The sequence below is a fragment of the Actinoplanes sp. 13 genome, assembly GCF_056134165.1.
The window spans coordinates 55,910-75,021 of record NZ_JBVYOQ010000004.1 but is presented as its reverse complement, the minus strand read 5'-3'; the positions used below and the strand labels follow the sequence as shown (position 1 = coordinate 75,021).

The following is a 19,112-nucleotide window of genomic DNA, read 5'->3' as shown; positions in this document are numbered from 1 at the left end:
GCGCGGGTGTGTGCAGCTCGTTCAGACCATGCCGCGGACCCAGGTGACGCCGATCGACAGGACGATGAAGAGTGCCACCGTGCCCATCCGGTACCACGGCATTTTCTGGATGCGGCGATCTATGCCGATCGAGATGCTGACACCGAGGCAGATGGTGTACATGGCGCAGAGGAACAGTGTCAGGGCCCGGTACGTCGGGGTGGACGCTGCCCAGTAGAGCCAGACGTTGAGCGCCGCCATGAGCAGGAAGAGTCCGGAGATCACCGCGAACGGGGCGGCTATCCGCCAGCGCACGAAAGGGCTCACCGCTGGTCGTCCTCGTTCCGCTCGTCATGCCGGGCCTGCAGGCCCTGTAGGCGTTCGGCTTCTCGCGCGAACGCGGACCGTTGCTCTGGTGTCATCTGTCGCAACTCTTCGTCTGCTTGCTGGGTGGCATCGGCCAGTCCCTCACTGTGCCAAGACATCTGCGCCGCATCAACGGGCGTGGCTTCGCCGTTCAGCACCGTTCGAGCCCAGGAGCCCACGGGGTCTTTCGATCCGCGCTCCTTGGCGAGGTGCTGTAACAGGGCCTGGGCGATGGGGTCGTCAAAGAGGCGGCCGCTCATCATCGCTCCGTTCGGGTGGGGTCCAGCTGCCGGGGTGCTCGTAGGGCTGAACGCCGGGGATGTCCTTGATGCCGGCCGTGGCCTCCACCGCCGCGATCGAGCCGGCCAGCGCCTTGAGCATGTCTTCGGCCAGCCCGTAGACCTGGGCGATCTCGTTGTACAGATCGATCGCTTGAATGGTGTAGTAGGTCGCGACACCGTATCCGATGACCGGGCCAATTCCGGTGGCAATGGTGGCAGTGCCGGCGGTCAGACCGCTACTGACGATAAGAAGTGCGTCAAGAAGGTCCGTGGTGAGGCCCGCGATGACGTCATAAAATTTCTTCACCGCCTCCGCCGCCTTCATATAAAGGTCATGGTATTGGCTTCCTGCCTGCTGTACGGAGCGAGCAGCTCCGGCGAGCGCCAGGTTGAACTCTTGGAACGCCTCGGCGGCATTTCCGCGCCACACCGATGGGACGTCTGCGGTGCCGGCAACGAGATTGGCGCCGATCCGGCCGGCTGCACCGCCCGCCCTGCTCATCGCGGCTCCGGCATGAACCCAGCCGCGCCAGTCTCCGCTGAACTGGCGTGCCCAGCCTTCGAACGGGTCATGTCCGAACACTGAAATGGCGGCTTGCCGCAGCCATGCCATGGGACTGATCAGATCCGCCAGCGGATTGATGGACCACATCTCGATCTCAACCGCATAGTTCGGGTTGGTAAGCCCTCTGGTGGCATCCTCCTTGTCGGTGAAGGGTGCCCGCGTACCGCCGGCCTCGGGTTGCCGCATAGTCATCGCGGCCCAAAGGTTGGCCGGGTTCTCGGCGCCGGGATAGGTGCTGTCGAGCGCTGCGGCGGCACTGTGGTCGACTTTGGTGTAGGCGGTCTGAGCTCTGTTGACCTGGGTCGCCGCTCCTTGTGTCAAGTCTTGCAGCCGTGTCAGTGCTGCCGTCATCTCGCCCAGGGCCCGCGGGTGGACATCGAGCACCCAGAGAAGCAGACCCTGTTCCAGGGTCGCCAGGTCGCAGTGCTTCTTGAGATAGATCTGCGCCTCTGCAGCGGTATCACCGGCTCGTCGCAGTTGGTTGTACAGGCTGTTGACGCCGCTGACATCCAAATACATTTCGCCAGACATGATCTCCCCGTGCGATCGCCGCCGGACCATCAACCCCAAATTGCCTTTGTCGGTGCGCCCACCAGGGTGAACGTAGGTGAATACCCGAGTCCTCCCGTCGCGGTTCATCGCGATCTTGTATTGCCCGACGCGAAGGCGCGGCGCACAGCGCCAACGACGGGCCCGACAACCTCCGCCGGACGATCGAGAACTGCGACGCCACGATGGAGCGCTACCGCGCCGACAATGCCGGGATATCACCGCGCGCCGCCATGGCTGGGCCGAGCCCACGGGCGGAGCAAGCCGGCGCATATCACCGCGAACACGGGCTGGTCGCCCTGGCACGTTCGGTGAGCAACGCCGGGTTGCCTGTTGACGACGCGGCGTCGCAGGTACGGTAGTCGACGTCACAGTCCACACGGGTTGGCAAGGCGGAGGTAGGAGTGCCGGTCACAGGCCAACGCGTCGTGCGACGGGCGTTGGGGCGGCGATTGACGCGGCTACGCACGGCGTCCGGGATGAGCCGGCGTGATGTGGTGGAAGCGCGGCTGGGCATCTCTGAGCCGACGCTGCACCGCATCGAGACGGGCAAGGTGCCGGTCACCGGGGCCAACGTGCGCGCGCTCTGCTGGCTCTACGGTGCGGACCAGAGCATCACTGACGCGCTTGCCGACCTCGCGCTGGGTACGTCACAGCAGGAGTGGTGGGACGCCAGCCCGGTGATCCCTGAGTGGTTCAAGCTGTACGTCGGGCTCGAGGCGTCCGCGTCCCGAATGTTCGGGTACGACGGCGAGGTCGTTCCCGGCGAGCTGCAGACCCCCGAGTACGCGCGAGCCGTCTTCGGCGCCGAGCAGCCGGTCGACTCGGAGATCGCCGAGCGCCACATCAATCTCCGCATGCAGCGGCAGAAGACGCTCTTCGCTCGCCACCCAGCGGTCCGCCTCGTGACGGTGCTCGGCGAGGGAACATTGACCCGGTCGGTCGGCGGCGAGCAGGTGATGAAGGGGCAGATCGAACATCTACGGCGGCTGTCCCGGGAGGACACGGTCGACATCCGGGTGTTGCCGTTCTCGGTCGGGGCGCACGCGGCGATGGCCGGTGCCTTCCGGATCCTGGAGTTCGACGACCCGGACGACCCGGACGTGGTCTACCTCGAATCCCACGTCGGTGCGCTCTATCTGGAGGAGCAGGTCGAGGTTGACGAATACCGGCGGATCTTTGACCTGATCAGCAAAGACTCCGTACCGGTTGGAGAGTTCAGCTGACGAACTGATTGCGGTGTGGCGGTCCGCCGCGATCAGTCGGTCAAGAGCTGGTCGAACTCGCCGCGCTTGGCGCCGAACAGAAACGAATCCCACTCCTCGACCGTGAACACCACGGTGCCGGCCTCGCGTGCCTTGCTGTTGCGGACCTCGATGAGGCCGTCCTGGCGGCGGGCCTCGACGCAACTGCCTCCGTTGCCCGTCGATCTGCTGGAAATGATCCAGCCGGTTTCGTTAGTCATCAGTGCACCTCCACATGGAGTTGCTTACTGCTGGTAATCATCTGGCCACCGCCCCAGTGGTCCGATGTGTCTCCTAGAGCCTGTCTGAAGTGCAAAATCAACGCTTCAGGTCCAAGGACGGCTCTTTCACCACGAAATTGCACGAACCTAGAGTAGCCGAAACCCGCTTCGGACGCATCACGTCACCGCGACAGTCGTCGGCGTGAAATCTTGCACGCGCTTCCGCCGACTGCCATGATTCCACTGTGGCCTGGCAATGCCTCGCCGCCGACTCGACAGCTCACGCTGGTCCGCCGCAGTTTTGAGAGGACGGCCGATGCGGATCCTCGATCCGGCCGCCGCCGACACGGGCGGTGTACTGCCAGATGACTCTCAGCAGCGGACCGAGCCCGAAACCGCCCGCCTCCAAGCCCGCATCGATCAGCTCGCTGCGCACGTCCAGCAGCTGGAGCAAGAGCGCGCCTCGCTGCGATGGATGGCCGACCACGACGAGCTGACCGGACTCGCCAACCGCCGCCTCTTCCACGCGCTCGCCCCGGAGCTGCTGCGCGGCGACGACTGTTCGTCGGCCGTCCTGATCCTCGACCTCAACGGTTTCAAGCCGATCAACGATACGTACGGGCATGATGCCGGCGACGAGGTCCTCTGCGTGGTCGCCCGGCGCATGGCCGCCTGCCTCAGCGACCATCTCGTGGCCCGGTTCGGCGGTGACGAGTTCGCCGCGCTGCCGCGTGCCCCGCGCTCCGACGTCCCCGAGGCGTGGTGGCAGGAGGTGGCCCGCTCGCTGAGCGCCGCGATCGCACCCCCGATGGACGTGAAAGGCCACACCCTGTCCGTCACCGCCTCGATCGGCGTCGTGCCGGCTGGGCGCTCCGCCGACCTTCCCGACCTGCTGCGCCGCGCGGACCAGGCGATGTTCAGCGCCAAGCGGCACGCGAACACCACCGACAAGGCCGGTATCACCTGGGTCGTGGCCACGGAGAGCGGCAACCACACCGAGACGTACGAGCCGGCCGCGACTCCCGGGTCACTGCCGAGCCTGACCGTCTCGGGACCTGCGGTGGCATGCCGGCCGGGCGACCCGGTATGGGTGCACCGCAATGGCGTCCGCCGTGCGGGAGTGGTCGAGGGCGCCTGCGAATGGGCAGCCCTGGTCCGTTACCGATGCCTGAACGGCGCCGGCACGATGGTCGACACGATCCCCATGGACTGTCTCACGGTCCGAACCGAAGCCGATCCGTACCTGGACCGCAAGCCCTCCACCCACCGGTGATCGCACGAGCTGACGGCCGCCACCACGGCAGGCGCGGTCGCCACCACGCTCCCCCGTCAGCCCACCGTCAGCACGACTTTTCCGTGCAGGCCACCGGCCAGCACCCGCCGGTGGGCGTCGGCCGCTTCGGTCAACGGCATCGTGACCGCCACGCGCGTGCGCAGCCGTCCCGCCGCCACCTGCCCCACCAAGTCCGCCAACAGCACTCGGTCGTGCCGGATGAGTTGCAGCTCCTGGCGCACACCACGTGGCGGAACGATGGCCGGCGTGGGCCGGGTCACGACCACAACTCCCCTGTCCTCGACGGCAGCGGCCGCCGCCTCGCCGAGAGGGACCGCGTCGAACACCGCAGCCACCGGCCCTACCGTGGCCAGATCGGCGGAACGGGAAACCACCTCGTGAGCGCCGAGGCCGTACACCCATTGCTCATCCTCGTGGCTGGCCTGCGCCAGGACACGGAAGCCGCTCTGCACGGCAAGCTGGGTGGCGAAGCCGCCGACACCGCCGCTGGCACCGGTGACCAGAATGGTGCTGCCGGCCGGCAGCATGGCCAACGACACCAGTGACAGACCCTGGTGTGCGGTCTGGGCGTTGAGCGGCACCGTGGCTGCGGACACGAAGTCGAGCTCGTCCGGCAACCGCACCAACCAGTCCGTGTCGGCTGCCACGAACTCGGCGTAGCCACCCGGCACACCCCGGGTCGTGTACCACGGGATCATCCCGACGACACGATCACCCACCCCGAAATCAGGCGTGTCGGGGCCGACCGAGGCCACCTCGCCGGCGATGTCCCACCCGGGCGAGAACGGCGGCGTATCCGGCCCGCGAGGAATCTCCCCTGTGGTGGCGGCGACGTCGGCTGGGTGCACACAGACCGCACGGATCCGGACCACAACCTGCCCCGGCCCGGCCTCGGGCTCGGGCAGTTCAGCCACCTGCAACACCTCTGGACCGCCAAGCGCGGCCGCGACGACTCCCAGCACGCGTCCACTCTAGACCCACGGCTCTCGATAGATAGCCCCACCAACCTTTCGGCCTGAGTCGGCGGGCTACTTCCGTTCGCCACCGTCCTTGTCGGCCATCGCCCAGAACGCGATGAGCCGCTCGGCCAGCGGGCCGGACACCTGCATGGGCAATGAGTGCGTGGTGTTCGGCCAGAGCTGCACTTGTGAACCCGGGATGAGCGTTGCCCGCTCGACCGCCGCCTTACCGCCGGCCTGTGACCGCTCGGCTATCGCCACGTAGGTCGGCACCGCGAGGCGGGCAAGGTCATCGGAACTCAACGGACGCGGGTTGGGAAGCGCAGCGCGGAAGTGCTCGGTCCCAGCGGAGATCATCGACCCGATCGGAGTGGCTGTACGGATGTCGGCGATCGTGACCCCGCCGATCGCAGCGAGGGCGTGGTCGCGCCACCGTCGAGGTCCGGGCAGGGTTGCGACGAAAGCCCAGAACAGGGTGGCCGGCGGTGGCCACCGGAAGCTGAAGACGGGTTCGATCAAAGCGAGCGACGCCACGCGGCCGGGGTGGTACCGGGCGTGCGCCAACGCGGTGGCCCCGCCGAACGAGTGCCCCACCGTATGGACACGTCGCAGGCCCATCCCCTCGAGTGTCTGCTCGACCCAGGTCGCCTGATCGGTGAAGTCACGCAGAGCGGCGGTCTGCACGGACAGGCCCGCGTCGCCCAGGGCATCCATGGCGACTACCGTGCGGCCGGACTCCAAGAGGCTCGGCAGGTTGGTGCCCCACATCGGCGTACCCGAGCTGCGCCCCGGCAGCAGAACGACAGGCGGACGCCTGTCACCGACGGCCACCCATCGGTACGCGCGCACCGTCCCGAACGCGGTGGCCACGTCTTCCGTCGACGTCGGCTCGGCCAGCTCGGCCATAGCCGCCCGGTATGCGTCGACGTAGATCGCCCGGCCGGCGTCGTCTCGGAACCGTCCGAGTCTCGTGCCCATCGATTGGTCCCTCCGAGCCGTCGAGGACGACAGACCGTACGACCATATGGGGTTTCACAGCCGCGGCATACTTCCGCGCGGCAGCAACCGGCGAGGGGCGTCTCAGCGCTGTGCAACAGGCCGGGCAGGGGCTGACGTGAGTTTGCGGTCGATGACTGCCGACATCGGACCCGCGGACAGCTGCTGAAAGTCCTGGCCGGGTGGGCGCCGCCTCGCAACACGGTAGCGTGCCCACCGGCACCAGAGGTCGTCCGTCAATTGATCACGCAGGTCGAGGTGGCGCGGTCGTTGAGGTCCCACGGCAGGTTCTGCGGGCCACCGTAAGCGGCCGAGCTCGTCAGCAACGTCCCGCAGCCGGCGTTATGGAACAGGCTGACCCGTTTCGCGCTGCGGTTCCACAGCGAGGTGGCCCGGTCGTTGAACCAGGTGGCGATGTTGTGGCGCTGGCCGGAGACCGGGTTGCCCAGCACGTACATGCGGCCGTTGCCGTCAGCGTCCTCGAACAGGCAGTAGGTGCCGTGCACGCACCTGTCCCACCCGGCCGCCGCCTGCGCCGGAGCCGCCGCCGTCCCCACGATCAGGGCGGCCGTTGTCACAGCGATTCCTGCTCTCCTCAGCATTCTCATGGCCGCACCGTAGGTCGCGGACCTCCACAAACTCCTACACATCGATGTGCAGACCGCGACGGGCCCCGACCGTCGATCGGGGCGGACATCGCCTGCGGGAGGCCTTGACGGTGCCTTTGGGTCGGGTCGGCGTCCTGCTCGGGCGCGCCTGCCGGAGGGTGTCGGTGGCCGGGTGCGACCGGCCCCGGAGTTCCGGAACCGTGGAGCCCGCACCTGCCCGGTTGGCGCCGCCAGAGTGATGTTCAAGGCCGCGACGTGCGCGGACGTCCGTGGCGCCGGTCCGAGGAAGCGCTTCCCGTGTCATCACCAGCCATTGACAGTCGTTGACGCGCCGTTCACAGTGACGTCCGAGAGAGCGCTTTCACGCTCAGCGCTGAACTCTGTACCGGCTCCGGAACATCCCCCATCCCCGAGGAGCAGCTTCATGAATACCCCCGTCTTCCGAGGCAGAGCGACCCGGCTGAGCACGGTCCCCGCCGCCACGACCTCCCGAGCGCAGCATCCGGACTCCCGCACCGATCCAGGCCCGTCCCCTCGCCGCCGGAGCCGCCGAAGGCGTCGCGCCGCTCTCGGTGCGGCGCTGACCGCCGCCCTCGTGGCCGGTGGCATCGCCGCCGCCTCAAGTTCCGCCTCGGCGGCGTCCCCGGTGACTGTCCAGGCCGAGTCGTATGCCGCCCAGTCCGGAGCGCAGGTCGAACCGACCGCCGACACCGGTGGCGGGCAGAACGTCGGCTACCTGGCCAAGGGTGACTGGCTGCGGTACGACAACGTGGACCTCGGCGCGGCCGGGGCGATCACGATCGGCGCACGGGTGGCGTCCGACAGCGGCACCACCGGCACCATCCAGTTCCGTACCGGGTCGGCGACCGGAACCGTGCTTGCCAGCATCCCGGTGGCCCGGACCGGCGGCTGGCAGACCTGGGTCACCACATCCGCGGTGGCGAACACGCACCCGGCCGGCGCGCAGAGCGTCTTCCTCACCCTGACCAGCCCTCAGGCCGGCAACTTCGTCAACCTCAACTGGTTCTCCATCACCGCGGCCGGCGCGACCACGCCACCCACGCCGACCCCCACCGGGACGACCGGCCCGGGGTGGCCCACGGTGAACGCGGCGCAGCAGGCGGCCGACACGGCGGCGTTCTTCGCGCTCACCCCACGGCCGATCACCGGCGATGTGGTGCGGGTGCCGGAGTTCAACGCCGGCTGCACGGTCAGCCACCACAACAACGACGACCCGATCATCTTCCCCGGACTGGCCGGCGCCTCGCACAACCACACCTTCTTCGGCAACACCAGTACGAACGCCAACTCGACCAACCAGTCACTGCTCGGGCACTCCGCGACCACCTGCACCCCGGCCGAGGACCTGTCCGCGTACTGGATCCCCTCGCTGTTGCAGAACGGCGCGGTCATCGACCCCGCCGGGGTCACCGTCTACTACGGCTCCCGGCTGAGGGACCCGAGCCGCACCCAGCCGTTCCCGCCGGGATTCCGGATGATCGCCGGTGACGCGAGACTGCAGGCGCCCAGCAGCGGCAACCAGTTCTGGTGCGCCGGACCGGGCGGCGAGGTCGGCCGCAGCGCCGACGGGAACTGGCCCATCTGCGCCCCGACCGCGAACCTGACCTATCAGCTCGTCTTCCCGGACTGCTGGGACGGCGTGCACCTGGACAGCCCCAACCACAAGGACCACGTCGGACCGACCGGCCCGGACGGCACCTGCGCCAGCGGGAAGTTCCCGGTGACGATCCCGTCGCTGTCGTTCGTCATCGACTACCCCGTCCACGGCACCACCGCCGGGTTCACGCTGGCCTCCGGGATGGCGTCGTCGATGCACGGTGACTTCATGAACGCCTGGCAGCCCGCCGCGCAGGCCGCCCGGGTGCGCAACTGCATCAACCAGTCCGTCAAGTGCAACGCCGCCGGCAACAACTGACCGACGACCGACCGTGGCCCCCGGCAACCGCCGGGGGCCACGCGCACGGCGATGACGGCCCCGCGATCCGGCTGGGGTCGCCGTCGTCCGGATATCCGGCCGGTTCCATGCCGGGCGTAGCCGGGTCCGTGCCGCCGCTGTCCAGGCGGAACGGCGGGTAGACGTCGGTCATCAGTGCGGTGTAGGCGGCGACACGTAGCACCCATCGGTTGAGGCCGAGGATGAAGCCGTAGAGGCCCCGCGGGTAGGTGCCGGTGACGGCCAGCGTGATCGCGGCGACCGCGGTGCGGTCCTGCCGTGGTGCCGGCGGCCCTGTCGCTTCCACCCTTCGCCTGCGCGGGCATGGTCACCCAGGCGACTTTGCCGGCGTGGAGATCAGCAGGCCATGCATCACGGCGGCACGCCAGCCGCCGCGGATCGTGTCCGCAGGGGCGGGCTGCGCCGCTGCGGCCGGGTGCAGCGCGGCTGGACGACCGGCAGTCGCACCGCCATGGCCACGCCACGAGGAGCAGGTCCAGGATCGGATAGGCCGGTCCGCCGTTGTAGGCCGGTGGTTCGTTCGGCGTCGCCGGCGTAGGGGCCGTGCAGCAGAACCCAGATCAGCGTCACGCCGGCGCACGTGCGCGCACTGCTGCCCGACCGGACCGATGTGCGGCGCCAGGATCGCGGCTGCCACGGCCACGACGAGGTAGCCGGAACTGGCATGTCAGCGATCCGCGACAAGGGTGATGTCAGGGTGAGCGACCGCGTCCTCCGGACTCGGTTTCCTCGTACAGGAAGCGAACGAGCTGGCTCTTGCACCAGGCCTTCAGGTCGGCGGCGCCGCGCGGGAGCCGCTTGGCGTTGTTGATCGCGTCCATCACCAGGTGGTAGCGCGAGGCCTTGTTGCGCACGGTCATGTCGAACGGCGTGGTCGTGGTGCTGACGGACCTGAACGACGGCACGCCCGGCTACGACCGGGCCACCGGTGACGTCCGCGCGGTCACCGATCCCGCTTCGCAGACCTTCTGGCTCGCATCGGCCACCGGACCGGACGCCACACTCACATGGAACGTCATGAACGGTGAGTACGCCGTGGTCGTCGCCAACGCAGACGGATCTCCCGGCGTCGCCGCGAACGTCCGTGGCGCCTTCCAAGTGCCGGATCTCGACGCCTGGGGAGGCAGTCTGCTGGGCGTGGGGATCACGCTGGCGCTGGTCGCCATAGGGCTGATCGTGCTCGGCGGAGTGGCGTGAGGGTCAAGGGCGCCACAGGCACGCATGCCGGGGGCTCACCTCGCCGTGTGGTGAGGTGAGCCTTGGGCGGTGACGGCCGGACCACGCCACGGTGGTGGTGGCCCAGGCTGGTTCGGCGAAGGCGAAGCCCGATGGTCACGTGTTGGTCCGGGGCAGCCGTACGGCCAGGGCGGTGGTGGCTGCGGCGAGGGCGAAGCCGGTCCACGGCTGGGCCGGTTGCAGGGCGAAGCCGGTGATGGCGAAGGCCGGCAGCAGGGTGGCGTAGGCGATGCCGTGCCAGCGCAGCCGCCGGTCGGTGCGGGCGATCGCGGTACCCAGAACGATCGCGGACACGATGAGCAGGAACGTGGCAGTCAGGGCGGTGGCGAAGAAGGCGGGTCCGTAGGCGGTGTCGGCGTTGAGCGCCGGCATGCCGGGGGTGCCGGCGAGGTGGGCGCGGCCGATGCCGGGTTGCACGAAGGTGGCACTGCCGAACGTGGCGGCCAGGTACACGTTGGTGACGGTGGTCAGCACCAGTCCGGTGATGGCGGCGCGGGCTGCGCGGCCGTGGGCGATCAACGTGGTGACGGCGATCGCGCCAAGGATGGCGAGGGCGGCGCCGAGGATGCTGGCGCCGAGGTGGCTGATCAGGAACACGTCGGTGGTGATGTAGCGGGCGTAGGCGTTGAAGTCGTCGATCGGGGGTTGGTGGGTCCACGTGCTCAGACCCAGTAGCAGGCCGTACGCGGGTAGAGCCCATAGGCCGGCGCGGGCGGAACGTCGTACTCCGTCGGCGGTGGTAGGGCGAGGCAAGGTGGCGTCGGCATGGAGGGCGTACATCTCGATCATCTCTTTTCGTCGTGGTGCAGCGGAACGGCGTGAAGCGCATTGAGGTGTCGTGGGCGGGGTCCGGTGCTGCGCCGGGGCCAAGCTGTCGGTGACCCCGGCACAGCGCTGGGACAGCACCCGTCGGTCATCGGGTGACCGGGGTGTGCTCGTTGACGGCGGGGGCGCCGTCGCGGGTGAGGGTGAGCGCGGCGAGCAGGGCGGCTGCGGCGGCGATGCCGGCGGCGCCGAGCAGCGCTGTCGAGTAGCCGTTGGTGAGGGCGGCCGGATCACCGAGTGCGTCGGCGCCGTGGGCGGCGGCGAGGGCGGTCATGGCGGCCAGGCCGAGGGCGGAACCGACCTGGTAGCTGGTGTTGACGATGCCGGATGCCAGGCCGCCCTCCTCCGGACGGGCGCTGGACAGGGCCGTGCCCAGCGAGGGGATGAAGGCCAGGGCCATGCCGAGGGCAGCGACCAGAGATGCGGGCAGCACGTCGACCGGATAGCTACCGGTCGGGCGGATCAGGGCGAGCCAGCCGAGCCCGGCAGCGAGGACCACCAGTCCGGCGACCAGGGTGACCTTGGTGCCGAAGCGGCCGATCATCCGCGGAGCGAGGACGATCATGCCGGCCATGATGAGCACGGTCATCGGCAGCAGCGCGGCGCCGCTGGGGAAGGCGCTGAAGCCGCGAACCTGCTGCAGGTAGAGGTTGAGGTAGAACCACATCGGGATCCACGCCGCTCCGAGCAGCAGCTGGGCGACGTTGGCGGCGGACAGGTTGCGGCTGGCGAAGATATTCAGCCGCATCAGCGGCTCGCGGCGGCGGGCCTGGACGACCAGGAACGCGGCGAGCAGGATCGCGGCGCCGCCGAGGGTCAGCCACGTCTGCGGCGTGTTCCAGCCGGCCTCGGGAGCGCGGACGACGGCGTAGACGGCGGCGGCCAGACCTCCGGTGACGGTGAGCGCGCCCGCGACATCGAGGCTTCCGGGCCGGTTGCCGCCGGCCGGCATGAGTGCCGGGGTGGCGATCAGAGCCAGGACCGCGACCGGGATGTTGAGGTAGAACACCCACGGCCAGCTGGCGAATTCGGTGATGACGCCGCCGAGGAAGACGCCGGCGGTGCCACCGGCCGGGGCGGCCGCCCCGTACAAGGCCAGGGCCTTGGTGAGGTCGGCGGGCCGGTTGCCGAACAGCATCATCAGCAGCGTCAGCGCGGACGGCGCGATCAGCGCGGATCCTGCGCCCTGCACGGCGCGGGCGGCGAGTTCGATTTCGACGGTGCCGGCCAGGCCGGCGGCGGCGGAGCCGGCTAGCAGGATGGCCCAGCCGGTGGCGAAGATGCGGCGGGCCCCGTAAAGGTCGGACAGGCGGCCGCCGAGCAGCAGCAGGCCGCCGAACGCGACGACGTAGGCGTTGAACACCCAGGACAGGTTGCTCGGGGTGAAGCCGAGGTCTTCGCGGATCTGCGGGAGTGCGACGCCGATGATCGAGGTGTCCATGATGACCATGAACTGGGCGAGGGCGATGAGCGCGAGCGCCCACCACCGTTGCGGACTGCGGGACATGACCGAACCTCCTCATTACCCCCAGGGGGTATCAACATTCGGCGCCATTGTTACCCCCTGGGGGTATTTTCGGTCAAGGCTGGTGCCGGAATGCTGTTCGCGTCACAGCAGCGGACCAGCCACTTCCGCGATATACCGTAGGGGGGTAACGTATGAACCGGTGATGGGAGCGGATCATGGCGCACGGCTACATCAAGGACAAGGACGACTACCTCAAGCGGCTGCGGCGGGTGGAAGGCCAGATCCGCGGACTGCAGCGCATGGTCGGCGGTCCTGACCCACGCCAGCCGTCACCGATCTTCAACTCACCGACGAAGGGATACTGCGATGTGCGGTACCGACGCCGCTTGCGGCTGCTCCACCACGACGGTCACCAGCTCGGCCCCGGCCGCTGAAACCGGCGGCGTCCAGCAGGTGTATCAGGTCGCGGGGATGACGTGCGGCGGCTGCGCGGCACGGGTCAGTAAGCAGCTGGCCGAGATCGACGGCGTCGGCGGTGTCGGCGTCGACGTGGCCACCGGCACGGTCACAGTCACCAGTGCCGCGCCACTGGACACCGACACCGTCAGGGCGTCGGTGGCTCAGGCGGGCTATCAGCTCCTCGGCTGACAGTTACCGCCGCAGCAACGGGCCACTGCGGCACGATGTCACCGGCCCGACGTGCGGACTCGCACAGGGTTCTCAAGCTGGGCCGGTTCCGTCCTTGACGCGACACGCACTCGCCGCTGACGGTGCTGAACCTGCTGCTCGGCGATCTGCTGCGCAAGGCCGCGCCAGCCACCGCTGAAACGGCGACAAGCGCGACGTCCCAGCTGGGCGTGCGTGCTCAGCTCGCCCGGCAGATCCAGCACCACACGCTCGGCGTGGGTACCCGGCTACCGACCATCCGTCGTCTGACCGCGGGCCTTGGCTCGGCCGTCAACACGGTCGTCGACCGTCGTGAGCAGGGCGATACCGACCAGCCAGCTCACGGCGACGACGAGCAGGATCCGCTCCAGGACGGCGCTCGTGGTGCCGCGCCCGGCGAGCAGCATCGTCAGGCCCAGGGCAGCGCCCAGCGGCACGGTCAGCGTCAGAGCGGCTGTCGTCAGCCATCGGGCCGCCGGGCGCGCCTCCCAGCGGGCCACGGCCATCGCAGCAGTTAGGACGGCCATGCCCAGGATGCTTGCGGCGGTGTGGACGACATCGGCGGGTGTCGTCGACTCGTACGGCGGTAAAGGGCATTGATTGCTGCACGCGACGATGCTGGACGTGCCGGCGAGCGCGGCCGCGACCAGCAACAGCAGCCTGACGCGCCGTAAGGCCTGGCCGAGCAGCGCAACGCCGAGCGCGAGCAGAATCAGGCCCAGGCGATAGACCATGGCGTACGGCTGACCGGCCGCTCCCACCTCGCTGACGTAGCCCTGCCACCACCGCCCTGGCTCCGCGACGAGCGCGAACAGCATGATGCCGGCGCCTCCAGTGACCGTGGAAGCGGCCACCGCAGCGAGCCTGGTCGAGGCCATACCGTCATCATGATCGGTGCGGCCATGCGTTCACCTGGGGGGCCGGTGATCCAATAGGTATATGAGCCGAACTGTGGTGGTGACGGGCGCTAGCTCGGGGATCGGATTGGCCGCGGCCGTCGCATTCGCCCGGGCAGGCGATGACGTCGTGCTGCTCGGCCGGGACCCGCGACGGCTGGCCGACGCCGAGGCCAGGCCGGTCTCGACGAGTGCCCGGTCCACGACTGACGGGTCTGGTATGCCCACATCACCTTGTCCATGGCCGCCTACGCCTGGCTCGTCGTCGCCCGCACCCTGGTGCAGCGCATCGAGCTCCGCTGCTGGCGCTACCACGATCTGCTCGCCGCTGGTGAGTCGAGCCGCCGATGCTCCAGCTCCTCAGAGCCAATCGGCATGCACCTGCCGAGAGGGCGCCTCGTCGGCGCCTCCGAGGTGAGCCTGCGGCGATGCTTCACGGTGACCTTGTCGTGGCCGTACCGTTGGTGCGCGCCGCTAGCGTCGGGGCGATGGGCGACGTGATGCGTTGGGTGTTACGTGGGCTGGCTGCCGTGGTGGTGTTGGCTGTCGCCGGCGTCGCGGTATTGGTCTATCAGTGGGAGCGGCACACAACGCCGCCCGACGTGGCGGCGGCTGCCGGATCGGCGCCGGTACGGCGGGCAGCCGAACGAGCGGCCGGTCAGCTGGACGCCCGCACCACGCAGGTGCTGCGCACGGCGCCGTGGCTGGCTCTCGTGTCCAGCGGGGTGGAAGACGTCTGCCACACCGAGCATGGCCCCTTCCTCGGCTCCGGGTGGGGCCCCGTGATCTGCAGCCGGACCACCTGGCGGGTGCTAGGCGCGGGGGATGCGGACCTTGACCGCCGCCAGGAGTGGGACAAGGCGTTGCGCGCCGACGGTTGGCGAGACGTCAGCGCTCCCGACGCTCCGAGCGCCGTCCCGGTGCCGCACCGGAGCTACCGCGGGACCGATGGCGTGACGGTGACGGTCACGTGGGTCGAGTCGCCGGCGGACCTGGCAAAGCTTGCCGCCACACGCCCGTACCCCGACCCTGACGTCAGGGTGGACCGCTGGTACGAACCGATCGACGAGGCAGCCACCCGCCAAGCCGCCACCCGCTACCGGCACCTTGTCGCGGTGACCGCGAGCGTGCGATACCACGACCCCGATGCTGCTGCTGGTCCCTCCCCCACCGTGCCGCAGCACGGCTGCCGGCGCACGGACAGTGAGAACTGCCCGGGCGGCTAACTCACGGCGTCCGGTGGCGGGCTGGAGCTACCGCACGAGCGTTGAAGTGCGGCCAGCCGCCGAGGCCCAGGCTGCGACCATTCTGATGGACATGCTGAACGGTGGCCGCTGGGCCGGGCGGGACACATCCGGCGAGGAACCGTTCGCTCAGTGATCGCGGGATGTGCTGAGCGTTGGGACCCGGAGCGCGACGACGAGCCGGACGCTACCCGACGGCTTGCGTCTGCCGCGGATGGCTGGTGGAGCTCCATCTGCGCAGCCGGAGCGCCTCGATTCCGTCGAGGAGCAGGTCGAGGGTGAACTCGAACTCGAACTGATCGTCGCAGCCCGGGCCGACGACGGACTGCTCGTCGTGGTCGGCCCGTGTCGCGATTCTCGCGAGGCTGGGGTACGTGCCGGACATCGCGCGGACCGAGGCTGCCTGAGCATGCGGGTCCACGGCCGCAGGAGGAGTGAACAGCTCCTGGCTGAACCCGAGGATTCGGCTTCCCAGCGCGTGCATCACGTGATGCGTCAGGTCGATGGAGAGACCGCCGCCCAGAAGCATTCCGATCATCGAGTCCATGTACGCCAGTACGGCCGGCGTCGGGCTGGTGCGCGACTCGATCACGCGTGAGGCCCAGGGATGGCGCAGGAGCGCTCGGCGTGCGACGAGAATTCTTTGCCGGACCGCGGTCTTCCAGTCGAGCCCTGTGTCGGGTGTATCGATAGTGCTGACGACGACGTCGATCATGCCGTCCAGAAGCTCGTCCTTGTTCGCGATGTGCTTGTACAACGCCATCGGGACGACGCCGAGTTCCTGTGCGAGCTTGCGCATGCTGACGGAGTCGATCCCGCCTTCGTCGGCGAGTGCGACGGCGGCGCGCAGGATGCGGTCCCGGCTCAACGGGTTACGGCGTGCGCCTTCCGCCTGCTCCACCCTCGTATCTCCCTTCGCCACCGATCCACCGGACCGATCTTGACAGGTGTACAGCGTACACGTAACGTTCCGATCGAGAGGTGTACGGCGTACACCAAAGTTGAAGAGGAGTCGGCATGAGTCCTGCCCGAAGGACCGCAGTGGCCGCGGGAGTGTTCTTCCTGATCACCGAGGTCGCCGCGATAGGCGGCCTGTTGCTGTCCCAGCCGGTACTGGGCGACGCGAACTACGTCATCGGGGACGGCGCCGACACCCGCGTGCTGGCGGGCGGTCTCTTCGAACTCGTCCTCGTCGCCGCCATCGTCGGCACCGGCGTCACCCTGTACCCGATCGTCCGGAACCAGAGCCACAGCGTCGCTCTCGGCTACCTCTGCACCCGACTGCTGGAAGCCACCGTGATCCTCGTCGGCATCGTCAGCGTCCTGTCGGCCGTGACGCTACGGCAGGACCTCGCCGGCGCCCCCGGCACCGACGACACGGCGCTCGTCACCGTCGGCAAGTCACTCGTCGCCATCCACGACTGGACGTTCCTGATCGGGCCCAACGTCCTACTGGGAGCCAACAGCCTGCTGCTCGCCCACCTGATGTACCGGTCCCGGCTCGTGCCGCGCTTCATCGCCGCACTGGGGCTCATCGGAGGCCCTCTCATCTGCGTGTCGGCGGGCGCCGTGATGTTCGGTCTCTACGAGCAGGTCTCCACGGTCGGTTCGGTCGCCGCCCTCCCCGTGTTCGCCTGGGAAGTCAGTCTTGCCCTCTACCTGATCGTCAAGGGGTTCAAGCCCTCCCCCGCCGTCGAGCGAGACATCACGCCGGCTGAACGGAGGGCCGGGCTGGCCACTGCGTGAGGATCGGAATACTCGGCCCACCGGACCAGTGAGCCCGCCACACCCCGGCCCGCCGGAAATGCTCACGCCCCCGCGCCGGATGTGCGAAAGTCCCGCCTCATTCACACCCAGGCTTCGACGTACGGCTATGCGATGCGTGCGTGCCTTATCGCAGGGTTCACCTGTTCACCCTGCCGCCAGGAGGAACGGTAACCGACCGGGCGACTGCCGCTACGACAGCGAATTGTGCGTACGCCTGGAGTTCCGCATGATCCCCGGCGGCGTCCGGTGTGTTCCACGGGTGGCTGGCCACCCGTGGACACCGTCGGAGCCGTTGCTGGCCGACCGGGCGAGCAACCCGGGCCGCTAAGAGCGGGGCTTGGCGCGGACGTGCATCCGCTCGCCCTGGCGGCCGAGGATGCTGAGGATCTCGACGGGACCCTCACCGGTGCTGCCGAACCAGTGCGGCACCCGGGTGTCGAACTCGGCCGCCTCCCCGGAACGCAGCACAATGTCGTGGCCGCCGAGCACGAGCCGTAGCTGCCCGGAGAGCACATACAGCCACTCGTATCCCTCGTGGACCCGCAACTCCGGATCGGTCTGGTCCGCCGGGATGATTACCTTCCAGGCCTGCAGTGAGCCGGCGTGAGGAGTCAGCGGGAGCACCGTGCGGCCGCCGGCCTGGCGCGGAACCATCCGCACGCGGGGATCGCCGACCGGGGGCGCGCCGACGAGTTCGTCCAGTGGCACCTGGTGTGCTTGCGCGATCGGCAGTAGCAGTTCCAGGCTGGGCCGGCGCTGGCCGCTCTCGAGGCGGGACAGGGTGCTTTTCGAGATACCGGTCAGCTCGGCGAGTCGGGTCAGGGTCACGCCACGGCGGGTGCGCAGCCGCTTGAGGCGGTGGCCGACCTCGGCCAGCGCGTCGTTGATGGCGGGAGAATGTTCCACACCACCATCCCACCTCGCCTTTCCCGGAAACAGCAACAAACTTTGCCGCTTCATGGTCGGCGGGCGCAGCCTGATCCGCATGAACGAGTTCGACATCGTGGTGGTGGGCGGCGGAGCCGCCGGCTTGAGCGCCGCGCTGGTGCTGGGCCGGGCCCGGCGCCGCGTCGCAGTCGTGGATGCCCATCAACCTCGCAACGCTCCCGCCGCGCACATGCACGGTTTCCTCTCTCGCGACGGCTTCGCGCCGGCCGATCTGCTCGACGCCGGCCGTCGTGAGGTGACCGCCTATGGTGTACGCCTGATCGACGCCACCGTGGCCCGGATCGAACCGGGGTTTCGGGTCCACCTGTCCACCGGCGGGGTGCCGCTCGATACTCGGCGTGTCCTGGTCGCGACCGGCCTGCGCGACGAGATCCCGGCGATCCCCGGCCTCGCGCAGCGCTGGGCCCGTGACGTGCTGCACTGCCCCTACTGCCATGGCTACGAAGTTCGCGACCGGCCACTCGGCGTGCTGGGCGGCACCCCGGGCGCGGTCGAGCACGCACTACTCATCCGGCAGTGGACGACCGACCTCGCCTTCTTCACGCACACCCACCAGCTCACCGTCGAAGAGCGAGAACGACTCCTCGCCCGCGGCATCCGGATCGTCGAGGGCGTCGTGACCCGGCTCGTGATCAACGGCGACCGCTTCGCCGGCATCGAAACCGACCGTGGCAGCATCGTCGCTCCCACTGCCCTGTTCGTGCGGCCGCGGCTCGTGCCGGCCACCACCCTGCTCCACGACCTCGGGTGCCGCACGAACAACGACGGCTGGGTGGTGGCCGACTCCGCCGGCCGTACATCGGTGCCAGGTGTCTACGCCGCCGGCAACGTGGTCGATCCACGAGCTCAGGTCATCACCGCGGCCGGCGCCGGATCCGCCGCCGCCATCGCGCTGAACGCCGACCTGGTCGAGGAGGACACCCAGCGTGCCGTCGAGGACGCCCGCCCCTACTCCGCCGCCATGGAACGACAGGTCACCGACGCGATCCTCGGCGACCGCCGCCACGGCATCTAAGTAAATCCTC

24 protein-coding genes and 1 pseudogene are annotated in these 19,112 nt (G+C 68.9%); 10 read left to right on the top strand and 15 right to left on the bottom strand.

What is annotated here, in order from left to right; translation table 11 throughout:
• Positions 1-21: 21 nt before the first annotated feature.
• The 3 genes from AC0NH5_RS10775 to AC0NH5_RS10765 are packed head-to-tail and all read right to left on the bottom strand — an operon-like array spanning position 22 to position 1,830.
• Positions 22-306, bottom strand: coding sequence for a hypothetical protein (locus tag AC0NH5_RS10775; RefSeq protein WP_474402460.1), 285 nt, complete (start codon positions 304-306; stop codon positions 22-24).
• A complete protein-coding gene (locus AC0NH5_RS10770; protein WP_474402459.1) occupies positions 303-605 on the bottom strand; it encodes a hypothetical protein in 303 nt (100 codons plus the stop codon). Before AC0NH5_RS10770 ends, AC0NH5_RS10775 begins: the two co-directional genes overlap by 4 nt.
• On the bottom strand, positions 586-1,830 hold the full coding sequence (locus tag AC0NH5_RS10765) for a hypothetical protein (RefSeq protein WP_474402458.1): 1,245 nt from the start codon (positions 1,828-1,830) through the stop codon (positions 586-588). The genes AC0NH5_RS10770 and AC0NH5_RS10765 overlap by 20 nt, the downstream gene beginning before the upstream one ends.
• A 314-nt stretch (positions 1,831-2,144) precedes the next feature.
• Between AC0NH5_RS10765 and AC0NH5_RS10760 the strand changes: the two genes are divergently transcribed.
• Positions 2,145-2,966, top strand: coding sequence for a helix-turn-helix domain-containing protein (locus AC0NH5_RS10760; RefSeq protein ID WP_474402457.1), 822 nt, complete (start codon positions 2,145-2,147; stop codon positions 2,964-2,966).
• Between the two features lie 32 nt (positions 2,967-2,998).
• Here the strand turns inward: AC0NH5_RS10760 and AC0NH5_RS10755 are convergent, their stop codons facing one another.
• Both AC0NH5_RS10755 and AC0NH5_RS10750 read right to left on the bottom strand, forming a co-directional pair.
• On the bottom strand, positions 2,999-3,205 hold the full coding sequence (locus AC0NH5_RS10755) for a DUF397 domain-containing protein (protein ID WP_474402456.1): 207 nt from the start codon (positions 3,203-3,205) through the stop codon (positions 2,999-3,001).
• Between the two features lie 280 nt (positions 3,206-3,485).
• Positions 3,486-3,659, bottom strand: coding sequence for a hypothetical protein (locus AC0NH5_RS10750; RefSeq protein WP_474402455.1), 174 nt, complete (start codon positions 3,657-3,659; stop codon positions 3,486-3,488).
• Between the two features lie 21 nt (positions 3,660-3,680).
• On the opposite strand from AC0NH5_RS10750, the gene AC0NH5_RS10745 reads away from it, so the two are divergent.
• On the top strand, positions 3,681-4,478 hold the full coding sequence (locus AC0NH5_RS10745; RefSeq protein WP_474402453.1) for a GGDEF domain-containing protein: 798 nt from the start codon (positions 3,681-3,683) through the stop codon (positions 4,476-4,478).
• A gap of 56 nt (positions 4,479-4,534) precedes the next feature.
• On the opposite strand, the gene AC0NH5_RS10740 is transcribed toward AC0NH5_RS10745, so the two are convergent.
• From AC0NH5_RS10740 to AC0NH5_RS10730, 3 genes are all read right to left on the bottom strand, one after another.
• On the bottom strand, positions 4,535-5,461 hold the full coding sequence (locus AC0NH5_RS10740) for an NADP-dependent oxidoreductase (protein ID WP_474402452.1): 927 nt from the start codon (positions 5,459-5,461) through the stop codon (positions 4,535-4,537).
• 66 nt (positions 5,462-5,527) lie between these two features.
• Positions 5,528-6,364, bottom strand: a complete 837-nt coding sequence (locus AC0NH5_RS10735) for an alpha/beta fold hydrolase (protein ID WP_474402450.1) — start codon at positions 6,362-6,364, stop codon at positions 5,528-5,530.
• Between the two features lie 326 nt (positions 6,365-6,690).
• On the bottom strand, positions 6,691-7,032 hold the full coding sequence (locus AC0NH5_RS10730) for a peptidase inhibitor family I36 protein (protein WP_474402449.1): 342 nt from the start codon (positions 7,030-7,032) through the stop codon (positions 6,691-6,693).
• Positions 7,033-7,708: 676 nt separating this feature from the next.
• Here AC0NH5_RS10730 and AC0NH5_RS10725 point away from each other — a divergent pair.
• On the top strand, positions 7,709-8,998 hold the full coding sequence (locus AC0NH5_RS10725; RefSeq protein WP_474402448.1) for a DUF1996 domain-containing protein: 1,290 nt from the start codon (positions 7,709-7,711) through the stop codon (positions 8,996-8,998).
• Here the strand turns inward: AC0NH5_RS10725 and AC0NH5_RS10720 are convergent.
• Positions 8,970-9,323: a DUF4389 domain-containing protein gene (locus AC0NH5_RS10720; RefSeq protein ID WP_474402447.1), complete on the bottom strand. Its 354-nt coding sequence runs from the start codon at positions 9,321-9,323 to the stop codon at positions 8,970-8,972. The genes AC0NH5_RS10725 and AC0NH5_RS10720 overlap by 29 nt on opposite strands.
• Before the next feature lie 406 nt (positions 9,324-9,729).
• Positions 9,730-9,897 carry a hypothetical protein gene (locus AC0NH5_RS10715; RefSeq protein ID WP_474402446.1) on the bottom strand — a complete coding sequence of 56 codons (168 nt, stop codon included), beginning with the start codon at positions 9,895-9,897 and terminating at the stop codon, positions 9,730-9,732.
• Between AC0NH5_RS10715 and AC0NH5_RS10710 the strand changes: the two genes are divergently transcribed.
• Complete coding sequence (locus AC0NH5_RS10710; RefSeq protein WP_474402445.1) at positions 9,896-10,234, top strand: hypothetical protein; 339 nt, start codon at positions 9,896-9,898, stop codon at positions 10,232-10,234. The two genes, AC0NH5_RS10715 and AC0NH5_RS10710, sit on opposite strands and share 2 nt — an antisense overlap.
• 135 nt (positions 10,235-10,369) lie before the next feature.
• Here the strand turns inward: AC0NH5_RS10710 and AC0NH5_RS10705 are convergent, their stop codons facing one another.
• Both AC0NH5_RS10705 and AC0NH5_RS10700 read right to left on the bottom strand, forming a co-directional pair.
• Positions 10,370-11,062, bottom strand: a complete 693-nt coding sequence (locus AC0NH5_RS10705; protein WP_474402444.1) for a hypothetical protein — start codon at positions 11,060-11,062, stop codon at positions 10,370-10,372.
• 124 nt (positions 11,063-11,186) lie between these two features.
• On the bottom strand, positions 11,187-12,605 hold the full coding sequence (locus tag AC0NH5_RS10700; protein WP_474402443.1) for an MFS transporter: 1,419 nt from the start codon (positions 12,603-12,605) through the stop codon (positions 11,187-11,189).
• A gap of 176 nt (positions 12,606-12,781) precedes the next feature.
• Between AC0NH5_RS10700 and AC0NH5_RS10695 the strand changes: the two genes are divergently transcribed.
• Complete coding sequence (locus tag AC0NH5_RS10695) at positions 12,782-13,000, top strand: metal-sensitive transcriptional regulator (RefSeq protein ID WP_474402442.1); 219 nt, start codon at positions 12,782-12,784, stop codon at positions 12,998-13,000.
• A 19-nt stretch (positions 13,001-13,019) separates the two neighbouring features.
• Entirely contained in the window at positions 13,020-13,214 is a 195-nt protein-coding gene (locus AC0NH5_RS10690; RefSeq protein WP_474402441.1) for a heavy-metal-associated domain-containing protein, read from the top strand.
• A 266-nt stretch (positions 13,215-13,480) separates the two neighbouring features.
• On the opposite strand, the gene AC0NH5_RS10685 is transcribed toward AC0NH5_RS10690, so the two are convergent.
• The gene (locus tag AC0NH5_RS10685; protein WP_474402440.1) at positions 13,481-14,110 is read right to left on the bottom strand and encodes a DUF998 domain-containing protein; all 630 of its coding nucleotides are present in this window, start codon (positions 14,108-14,110) and stop codon (positions 13,481-13,483) included.
• A 61-nt stretch (positions 14,111-14,171) separates the two neighbouring features.
• Here AC0NH5_RS10685 and AC0NH5_RS10680 point away from each other — a divergent pair.
• Positions 14,172-14,297 (top strand): annotated as a pseudogene (locus AC0NH5_RS10680) (SDR family NAD(P)-dependent oxidoreductase); the annotation flags it as partial.
• 319 nt (positions 14,298-14,616) lie between these two features.
• Entirely contained in the window at positions 14,617-15,354 is a 738-nt protein-coding gene (locus tag AC0NH5_RS10675) for a hypothetical protein (protein ID WP_474402439.1), read from the top strand.
• Positions 15,355-15,559: 205 nt separating this feature from the next.
• Here the strand turns inward: AC0NH5_RS10675 and AC0NH5_RS10670 are convergent, their stop codons facing one another.
• Entirely contained in the window at positions 15,560-16,273 is a 714-nt protein-coding gene (locus tag AC0NH5_RS10670) for a TetR/AcrR family transcriptional regulator (RefSeq protein WP_474402438.1), read from the bottom strand.
• A 116-nt stretch (positions 16,274-16,389) separates the two neighbouring features.
• On the opposite strand from AC0NH5_RS10670, the gene AC0NH5_RS10665 reads away from it, so the two are divergent.
• Positions 16,390-17,118, top strand: a complete 729-nt coding sequence (locus AC0NH5_RS10665) for a DUF4386 domain-containing protein (RefSeq protein WP_474402437.1) — start codon at positions 16,390-16,392, stop codon at positions 17,116-17,118.
• 345 nt (positions 17,119-17,463) lie between these two features.
• Here AC0NH5_RS10665 and AC0NH5_RS10660 read toward each other — a convergent pair whose 3' ends face one another.
• Positions 17,464-18,099 carry a helix-turn-helix domain-containing protein gene (locus tag AC0NH5_RS10660; RefSeq protein ID WP_474402436.1) on the bottom strand — a complete coding sequence of 212 codons (636 nt, stop codon included), beginning with the start codon at positions 18,097-18,099 and terminating at the stop codon, positions 17,464-17,466.
• 25 nt (positions 18,100-18,124) lie between these two features.
• Here AC0NH5_RS10660 and AC0NH5_RS10655 point away from each other — a divergent pair, with 25 nt between their 5' ends.
• Positions 18,125-19,102 (top strand): NAD(P)/FAD-dependent oxidoreductase, encoded by a 978-nt coding sequence (locus AC0NH5_RS10655; protein WP_474402435.1) that lies wholly within the window; start codon positions 18,125-18,127, stop codon positions 19,100-19,102.
• Positions 19,103-19,112 lie beyond the last annotated feature (10 nt).